General features: G+C 34.8%; 5 protein-coding genes and 7 tRNA genes. All 12 read right to left on the bottom strand.

The genetic code is table 11. The features are described 5' to 3' along the window. Positions 1 to 268: 268 nt before the first annotated feature. The 12 genes from NiCM35_RS24315 to NiCM35_RS24370 all read right to left on the bottom strand — a co-directional run bounded on the left by NiCM35_RS24315 (position 269) and on the right by NiCM35_RS24370 (position 9,431). On the bottom strand, positions 269 to 2,671 hold the full coding sequence (locus NiCM35_RS24315) for a glycogen/starch/alpha-glucan phosphorylase (protein WP_433780832.1): 2,403 nt from the start codon (positions 2,669 to 2,671) through the stop codon (positions 269 to 271). Then, positions 2,661 to 4,115 carry a glycogen synthase GlgA gene (glgA, locus tag NiCM35_RS24320; protein ID WP_095332534.1) on the bottom strand — a complete coding sequence of 485 codons (1,455 nt, stop codon included), beginning with the start codon at positions 4,113 to 4,115 and terminating at the stop codon, positions 2,661 to 2,663. The genes NiCM35_RS24315 and glgA overlap by 11 nt, the downstream gene beginning before the upstream one ends. Further along, on the bottom strand, positions 4,112 to 5,140 hold the full coding sequence (locus NiCM35_RS24325) for a GlgC family sugar phosphate nucleotidyltransferase (protein ID WP_095332536.1): 1,029 nt from the start codon (positions 5,138 to 5,140) through the stop codon (positions 4,112 to 4,114). Before NiCM35_RS24325 ends, glgA begins: the two co-directional genes overlap by 4 nt. A 23-nt stretch (positions 5,141 to 5,163) precedes the next feature. Beyond that, the gene (locus NiCM35_RS24330; protein WP_095332538.1) at positions 5,164 to 6,309 is read right to left on the bottom strand and encodes a glucose-1-phosphate adenylyltransferase; all 1,146 of its coding nucleotides are present in this window, start codon (positions 6,307 to 6,309) and stop codon (positions 5,164 to 5,166) included. Next, the gene (gene glgB, locus NiCM35_RS24335; protein WP_095332540.1) at positions 6,257 to 8,197 is read right to left on the bottom strand and encodes a 1,4-alpha-glucan branching protein GlgB; all 1,941 of its coding nucleotides are present in this window, start codon (positions 8,195 to 8,197) and stop codon (positions 6,257 to 6,259) included. Before glgB ends, NiCM35_RS24330 begins: the two co-directional genes overlap by 53 nt. Before the next feature lie 619 nt (positions 8,198 to 8,816). Then, a tRNA-Glu gene (locus tag NiCM35_RS24340) sits at positions 8,817 to 8,888 on the bottom strand. Between the two features lie 2 nt (positions 8,889 to 8,890). Then, positions 8,891 to 8,981, bottom strand: a tRNA-Ser gene (locus NiCM35_RS24345). A gap of 8 nt (positions 8,982 to 8,989) precedes the next feature. Beyond that, positions 8,990 to 9,064 (bottom strand) — tRNA-Asn (locus NiCM35_RS24350). A gap of 9 nt (positions 9,065 to 9,073) precedes the next feature. After that, positions 9,074 to 9,150: transfer RNA gene (locus NiCM35_RS24355), tRNA-Ile, on the bottom strand. Between the two features lie 5 nt (positions 9,151 to 9,155). Further along, positions 9,156 to 9,229: transfer RNA gene (locus NiCM35_RS24360), tRNA-Gly, on the bottom strand. A gap of 14 nt (positions 9,230 to 9,243) precedes the next feature. Further along, positions 9,244 to 9,319, bottom strand: a tRNA-His gene (locus tag NiCM35_RS24365). A gap of 36 nt (positions 9,320 to 9,355) precedes the next feature. Then, a tRNA-Phe gene (locus tag NiCM35_RS24370) sits at positions 9,356 to 9,431 on the bottom strand. Between the last annotated feature and the right edge of the window lie 7 nt (positions 9,432 to 9,438).

Below are 9,438 nucleotides of genomic sequence, written 5' to 3' on the forward strand. Positions count from 1 at the left end.
ATTGGATAATAAAGGAGTCGGAAAATAAACCAGCCTGTATGCTCGAAGAATTCTATGGGAATGGCGTGAGAACGGTGTGGTCTAACAGGAGAACTCACCGCTCGCCCCATAGAAAACAAGGTGTCTCAGACATGGATGAAACCACAAACCTTCTTTATTTAAATGAATTAAAAAACCAAACAATTATACGAAACTTATTAGCATCTCCGTAAAATTGCTCGGTTTTATATTCGGTTGGATTCCTTTCCTCCGACCTGCTCCTAAACAATTAACTATAAGGTTTTATACGCCAAATATCCTCTGCATATTCCTTTATTGTTCGATCGCTTGAAAAATGTCCCGACATCGCAATATTTACAATGCTTTTTCGCAGCCAGCCTCGTTTATTCTTAAATGTCTGGTTCACCTTTTCGTGAATGCTTGCATAAGAATTAAAATCTTTTAATACAAAGAACTGATCATTCTCTATTAGTAAAGAATCAAAAATAGGATCAAATTCACCCACTGGATGATCATAAAAACCATTTTTTAATTGATTCACTACTTCATGAATTCTATCATCATGATAAAAATACTCTCGAGAACTATAGCCACCATTTTGATAAAGCTCTAATACTTGATCTGCGTTCATCCCAAAGATGAAAATATTATCATCTCCCACTAATTCATGCATTTCAATGTTTGCTCCATCCATTGTTCCAAGTGTCAATGCACCGTTCATCATAAATTTCATATTACCAGTGCCTGACGCTTCTTTACTTGCGGTAGATATTTGCTCACTTACATCAGCAGCTGGAAAAATATGTTCCGCTAAGGAAACTCGATAATTTTCTAAAAAAACAACCTTTAATTTATTTTGTATTCTTTTATCATTGTTAACTTTATGGGCAACTGTATTAATTAATTTAATTATCTTTTTTGCATAATAATATCCCGGTGATGCCTTTGCTCCGAAAATAAACGTTCTAGGCTCCATATCAATGGATGGATCTTCTCTTAATTTATTATAAAGAAACATAATGTGCAAAATATTTAATAATTGTCTTTTATATGCATGCAGTCTCTTTACTTGAACATCAAAAATAGAGGAAGGGTCTACAAGAATTCCATTCTTCTCCTTAATTATCTTTGCAAGTCTTTCCTTATTACTTTGCTTAATTACTGCGAGATTTTCTTGTAAATTAGCATCTTCTTGATAATTTAATAATTCCCTTAATAATTCTGGCTGATCGACCCATTTATCACCAATTGTATTAGAAATTAAGTTTGTAAGCTTAGGATTAGCCTTTATTAGCCACCTTCTATGTGTAATTCCATTCGTTTTATTATTAAACTTTTCTGGATAGAAGGTAAAAAAATCAGCCATTTCTCTTTTCTTCAAAATCTCAGTATGGATTTCCGCTACTCCATTTACACTATAGCTACCAACTAATGCTAAATGAGCCATCTTAATCATGCCGTGGGCAATTATCGCCATTTTTTCAATTTTCAAAAAATCTCCAGGGTACTTTTTCCATAATTCCATACAGAAACGTTCATTTATTTCATCGATTATCATATAAATTCGGGGTAACAGGGGTTGGAATATATAGATTGGCCATTGTTCTAATGCTTCAGATAACGTGGTATGATTGGTGTAAGAAATAGTATTTGTAGTAATTTTCCAGGCTTCATCCCAGCCTAATCCTTCCTCATCCATTAATATTCTCATTAGCTCCGGGATTGCCAAAACGGGATGTGTATCATTTACATGGATGCTTATATAGTGATGCATTTCACTAATATTTTTATATTGTTGCTTATAATTTCGAATAATGGATTGCAAGCTTGCAGAAACTAAAAAGTATTGTTGTTTTAACCGTAAGATCTTTCCCTCATCATTGGAATCATCTGGATATAAAAAGCCAGATATCGATTCTGTTTCTCTTTTGTAACGCATTATATCCTTTACATCTTTTGCGACTAAGGACGATGGTTCAGCATTCCATAGCCTTAATGTATTAACAGTCGTTGTATGATAGCCGATGACCGGTACATCATGGGGAACTGCTGTTACAGTTTCGGCATTTAGATGCCGAAACTGTAACTTTCCATTCTTCTCATACATATCAATATTTCCCCAGAAATAAATATCAACAGCTAAGTCTTCCTTTCGAACTTCCCAAACCTGGCCTTGCTTTAGCCATTGTTCTGGCAATTCAAGTTGGTATCCATCAACAATTCGTTGTTCAAATAAACCATGTTTATAACGAATCCCCATACCATGCCCTGGTAAGTCTAATGTAGCTAAAGAATCCAAAAAGCATGCTGCTAACCTTCCTAATCCACCATTGCCTAATCCCGCATCGTGTTCCATATCTTCCACTTCAAAAAAGTTAATTCCAAGATCTCCCAGACCTTCGATAACAACTTGATCAATACCTAAGTTAATTAAATTATTATGAAGCAATCTTCCTAATAAAAATTCAATAGAAAGATAATATACCTGTTTCCCGTTATTGTTACGACTTTGTTCATTCGTCTGAATCCAATTTGAGCTTACATATTCTCTAATCATATGCCCTAACGTTTGAAAATGATCACTACTTGTTGTATCTTCAAAGGTCTTTCCATAAGTCATTTCAAGCCTTTGTAAAAAATATCTTTTAAAGCGTTCTTTATTAGAAAACATGGGATTCACTCCTCGAAATAAGCTCTGCATATAACTGATTATATTTAAATGCAGATTGAGCCCAGCTATTATCCATCGACATGGCATTCTTCATTAACTTATGCCATACCTCTTTTTCCTCTTTATAAAAGTGAATGCCTCTCCTAATCGTGTATAGCATATCATGGGCATTGAAATTGGTGAAACTGAATCCATTTCCTTCCTCTGTCCATTCGTTATAAGAGAAAACAGTGTCATTCAGCCCTCCTGTCTCTCTCACAATAGGGATATTCCCGTATCGTAAAGCAATTAGCTGCCCTAATCCACAAGGCTCAAATTTGGAAGGCATTAAAAACAAGTCTGCACCTGCGTACAGCTGATGGGCTAAATTTTCATCAAAGCCAATATAAGCTTTACATTTGTCAGAATACGTATATTCCATCTCACGGAAAAAGTTCTCAAATTCAGGATCTCCTGTTCCTAATACGAGAAACTGTACATCTTCTTCCATTATTTCATGAAATATATGTCTAACTAATTCTAATCCCTTTTGACTAGTTAATCTAGTAATCATACAAATGATTGGAATTTCTAGATCTTCCTTCAATCCAAATTTTTGTTGGATGAATCGCTTATTTTCTTGCTTTTTATCTAAAGAAGTAACTGTATAATTTGCTGCAATTACCGGATCTGTTTCTGGATTATATGTTTCTTCATCAATCCCATTTATAATTCCATATAAATCCGGCTCTCTCTGCTTTAATACATTATTCAGCTTCTCACCATAATATTCTGTTTGAATTTCGTTTTTATAGGTAGGACTTACTGTCGTTATCTTGTCAGCAGCGATAAGTCCCCCTTTCATCAAATTAACATTTCCGTAGAATTCAAGATTATTTGTTGTGAAGTAATAATCGTTTAGATTGAATAAATCACCAAGAACCTCTCTTGGCAATATTCCTTGAAACTGAAGATTATGTATGGTGAATACAGTCTTAATATTGCTATATTCTTTTTTCCACTTATAGTCTACATCCAATAAGAAAGGAATCATAGCTGTATGCCAATCATGGCAATGAATAATATCAGGATAGTCAGCTAAATAGGGTAAACTCTCTAGTACGGCTCGATTAAAGAATGCAAAGCGTTCTCCATCATCACCATAACCATATAAACCACTTCTCTTAAAATACCATTCATTATCAATGAAATAAAAAGTAATTCCATCTACTTTTAATTCTTCAATTCCACAGTATTGATTTCGCCAACCTACTTGCACAAAGAAATAGCATCTTTTCTTAACATTAGCAAGTAAATGGGCTGGAATATCTTGATACTTTGGCATAATTACTGCTACATCCGTACCTTGCTTCTTTAACTCTTTAGGAAGAGAACCAGCTACATCTGCCAGTCCCCCTGATTTTATAAATGGTACACATTCTGAAACTGCAAATAATACTCTCACGAATTCATCAACGCTCCTTGCACTGTTCCTTTTCTAACTACAAAGGGAGAACTAGCAGTACCAATCATCACAGTACCACTTTCTACAACCACATCTTTATCTAAAATAACCGAGTCTAGGTCACAATTTTCCCCAATTGTACACTTTTGCATAATAATACAATTTTTCAAGCTTGAACCTTTTCCAACCTTAACCGCTCGAGAAATAACACTATTTGTAATATCGCCTTCAATAAAACATCCATTTGCTATCATGGAGTTTTTCACTTCACCTGTACTTGTATATCGTGTAGGTGGTTCATCTTTAACTTTTGTAAATATTGGTCTTTCTTTTATAAAAAGCTGATTCCAGACTTTGGCTTTTAATATATCTTTACTTACATGAAAATAACTAGATATTGAATCTATTTTTTCGGCATAGCCGTTATATTCATATTCACATATTTTTAGCTGATTATTCATATCTAACACAACATCATTCATACATGTATAACCTGTAACTGCTCTTGTTTCTATTAAATCAATTAGCTTTGATTTCTTAATTAGATATATTTCTAATGAACTTCCATTATTCGTAATCTCCGTTATATCACAGCCAGAAGAGAGATGCCGCTCTAATACAGGATTAAAATTCATATTAAACACAGTAAAACAATTTGCAACTAGAGCATATTCTTGCTTGCTTCTCTGAAAATAATCCATATTTGCCGCAAAATGATTAAAAGAACCTATTCCATCTGTATTTGTTTCGGTCAAAGATGCCGGGAAAAAGAACAATCCATCTCTCTTTCTATCTAAATCCCAGTTTTTTCCCGATCCTAAATGATCCATTAACGAGCGATACTGATACTTTGGAAAAATTGCAACACTACCTATTCCAGAGTTCACCATATTGGAAAGGACAAAATCTATTAAACGGTACCGTCCGCCTATCGGAAGTGCAGCAAGTGTGCGATGTGAAGTTAATTCTTCTAAATCTTCCTTATGTGTTGTTGCATCAATAATGCCCAGCATAGATCTTATCATCTTAATCCCTCCTATCTAGTTTGTTAGGAAATCACTTCATTAACCATTTCTTCTGTTACAAGGACTACTTCATTTGAGTCTTTTTTTGGTTTAATGACCATTCCATCTGGTATGGTTATGTCAGAAGGGACAATAGCCTTTTCAATATAAACATTATTACCAATCTTCGCATCTGGCATGATAACTGAACTCCGAATAATTGTCCCTTCTCCTACAGTAACACCTTGAAAAACAATTGTTTTCTCTAAATTGCCACTAATAATACACCCTTCATTCACCATCGACTCTTTCACATGTGCATCACTAGAAATATACTGTGGTGGATGATTGGGATTTACTGTATAAATTCTCCAATTATAATCAGATATATTTAATTCACAATTATCATCCAATAAATCCATATTTGCTTCCCATAGACTTTGAACAGTTCCAACATCTTTCCAATACCCTTTAAATGGATAAGCAACCACCTTTTTCTGTTTTTCTATGAGTAAAGGAATAATATCCTTTCCAAAATCATGGGAAGAATTTTTATTTAAATTATCTTCTACAAGTAATTCCTTCAAAACACGCCATTTAAAAATATAGATTCCCATCGAAGCTAAATTATTTTTTGGATGTTTAGGCTTCTCTTCGAATTCTACAATGTTCATCTCTTTATTTGTATTCATAATTCCAAATCTACTCGCTTCTTCCCATGGTACTTGAATCACAGAGATAGAAGCGTCTGCTTTTTTATCTATATGATATTCAAGCATCTCTTCATAATTCATTTTATAAATATGGTCTCCTGACAAAATAAGAACATATTCAGGATCATATTGAGACAAGTAGTTCTGATTTTGATAAATAGCACTTGCTGTTCCTGTATACCATTTCACTTCTGATGACTCACTATATGGAGGTAATACGGTTACTCCTCCATTAACACGGTCTAAATCCCATGCACTTCCTATTCCAATGTATGAGTTTAAAACAAGCGGCTGATATTGCGTTAAGACGCCAACAGTTTCTATTCCCGAATTGGAACAATTACTTAAAGTGAAATCGATAATTCGATATTTACCTCCAAAAGGGATTGCTGGCTTTGCTAGACTTTTTGTTAAGGAATAAAGTCTACTCCCCTTTCCTCCTGCTAATAGCATTGCGACGCACCGTTTCTTTCCCATTTCCCTTTCTCCCCTTCCGGTGTTGAACTGGACGTAAAATGATTATACTGAAAGCTGGTATCGTTAGTTGAACAGAATAAGGTTTTCCATGAAACTCTACTTTTTCTGCTTTTATTACCTTTTTATTTATATAATTAGCTCCACCAAATCTATCAGTGTCACTATTTAATATTTCTCGGAAAGAGTTATTTAAAGGAACGCCGACTCTGTAATTTTCATATGTATGATAAGTGAAATTACAAATGACGACTAAATAATCTTCTTCTTTTTCTGCCTTGCGTATAAACGAGAAGATAGACTGTTCTCTATTATTTACATCAATCCAATCAAAGCCATCATTGATATGATCCAACTGATACAAAGGTTTGGACCTTTTATAGATTTTTAGTAATTCCTTCATATACTCATTTGCTTTTTGATGCATCTCATAATCTAGCAGCATCCAATCTAACTGTTCTTTATCCTTCCATTCAGCAAAATGTGCGAATTCATTTCCCATAAATAATAATTTTTTTCCTGGATGTGCCATCATATATCCTAAGAGGAGTCGGAATTGAGCAAACTTTTGCCAATAATCTCCTGGCATCTTATCTACTAACGATTTCTTTCCATGAACAACTTCATCATGTGAAAATGGTAAAACAAAATTTTCGGAAAAGGCATAATGTAGGGAAAAGGAGACTTTATCATGTACTTGCTTTCGATTAACTGAATCAGTTTCCATATAGGTTAAAATATCATTCATCCAGCCCATATTCCATTTGTAGTGAAATCCAATGCCACCATAATGAACTGGTGCAGTTACTTGAGGCCAATCAGTAGAATCCTCTGCAAACATTAGAACCGTTGGATCGTATTGACAAACTGTTTGATTCAGTTTTTGGAGGAAATCGATTCCAAATTGGTTCACGCTATTTTCATTTGAATTTGGCCAATAAATAATATTAGAAACAGCATCAACTCTAAATCCATCTACATGGAAATATTCCATCCAAAAAATTGCATTTGAAATTAAAAAGCTTTGGACTTCATTTTTTCCTAAATCAAAATTGGCTGTTCCCCAAACATAATTTTCTCTATCCACAGGATTCTTATAATCATATTGACTAGTTCCATCAAATTGATAAAGACCATGCTCATCTTTACAAAAATGTCCAGGTACCCAATCTAATATCACGCCGAGCCCATGTTGATGACATTGATCAATGAAATACATCAAATCCTTTGGCTCTCCAAATCTACTTGTTGCAGAATAGTATCCTGTACCTTGATATCCCCAGGAGATATCGAGTGGATGTTCTACTAAGGGCAGCACTTCCAAGTGAGTAAATCCTTGTTCCACAACATATGGAATTAATTCATCAGCAAGTTCTCTATAGGTATAAAGATCTCCATCCTCATGGATTTTCCATGAGCCTAAATGGACTTCATATATAGCAAGGGGTTCATTTAAATAGTTCTTTTTTGTCTTTTTTTGTTTCCATTTTGTATCGTTCCACTTATAACCTTCCAAGGAATAAACAATGGAAGCTGTATTAGGTCTTACCTCGGAAAGAAAAGCATAAGGATCAGCCTTAAGAAATACTCTTCCATCAGGTGCAGTTATTTTATATTTATACATAACACCCGTTAAATCCCTCTCTACATTTAGAAGCCACACACCTTCCTTATTAATTTTTTCAAGGGAATAACCTTCACCATTCCAATTATTAAAATCCCCAACCAATTGAATACTTAGAGCATTTGGAGCCCAAACACAAAAACTGGTATAAATCTCTCCATTTTTATGATGAATATGAGATCCAAATAATCTATAGCTCTCAAATAAGTTTCCTTCGTGAAATAAATGTAGTTGAAATTCTGTTGGATATACTGTCTCCACTGTCATCCTACTTTCTATTACAAATAATATTAAGTGTGTAAATTTTACACTTTGTACATTGCAATTCCCTTTTTTTTTGCTTCTAAAACAATTTACGGTATTCCTTGCTAAAAAATTAGTCATTTAATTTAATTTGATTAATTTTAATATTCTATCAATAGAAGGGAAATCCTTTTTTGTTTTTAAAATTTTATGATACTATAAATCTTTTTATGTTTAATTGACTCATTTAGATTGTGAACTTTTAACATAGTTTTTTTATGAAGAGAATTCTAAAATAAATGGCTAACATAAGGAAGGATAAGGATAATAAGTAAAAGGGAAGAAGAATATTTAAAAGAACAAATAGGGAAAGAAATCAACCTTTTTTTTGAAGCACCAGATAAAAAAATCTAGCAACTGATCTGTTTAGAGGTCCCGATACTGGATTTCTTTCTGACTTTGATTTAAAGAATCCAGGGAATAGATTATTTACAAGTGAGGATAAATGGGAAGAAAATCTAAGGAGCGGAAAATTTTAATTGATACAAACTTATAAGGTCTCCTTAACTATAGAGAATTTATCAAAAAGAACCTTATCTTATAAGAAATAAAAAAACTGATAGCAAATGCTATCAGTTTTTTATGACCCGTACGGGATTCGAACCCGTGTTACCGCCGTGAAAGGGCGGTGTCTTAACCACTTGACCAACGGGCCAATGGCGGAGAAGGAGGGATTTGAACCCTCGCGCCGCTTACGCGACCTACACCCTTAGCAGGGGCGCCTCTTCAGCCTCTTGAGTACTTCCCCAAAAAAAATGGCTCCGCAGGTAGGACTCGAACCTACGACCGTTCGGTTAACAGCCGAATGCTCTACCACTGAGCTACTGCGGAATATTTTTATGGTGGGCCTAAATGGACTCGAACCATCGACCTCACGCTTATCAGGCGTGCGCTCTAACCAGCTGAGCTATAGGCCCATATATGGAGCGGGTGATGGGAATCGAACCCACGACATCAGCTTGGAAGGCTGAGGTTTTACCATTAAACTACACCCGCATATTTTATTTTAATGGGGCGACTAGTGGGAATCGAACCCACGAGTGTCGGAGCCACAATCCGATGCGTTAACCACTTCGCCATAGCCGCCATTATACATATTATTCATTTTAGATTGCACTAAAATGGTGGCTCAGGACGGAATCGAACCGCCGACACAAGGATTTTCAGTCCTTTGCTCTACCGACTGAGCTACTGAGCCAATTTAT

The sequence above is a fragment of the Niallia sp. M35 genome, assembly GCF_050971705.1.
In the GTDB taxonomy this organism is placed as follows: domain Bacteria; phylum Bacillota; class Bacilli; order Bacillales; family Cytobacillaceae; genus Niallia; species Niallia circulans_A.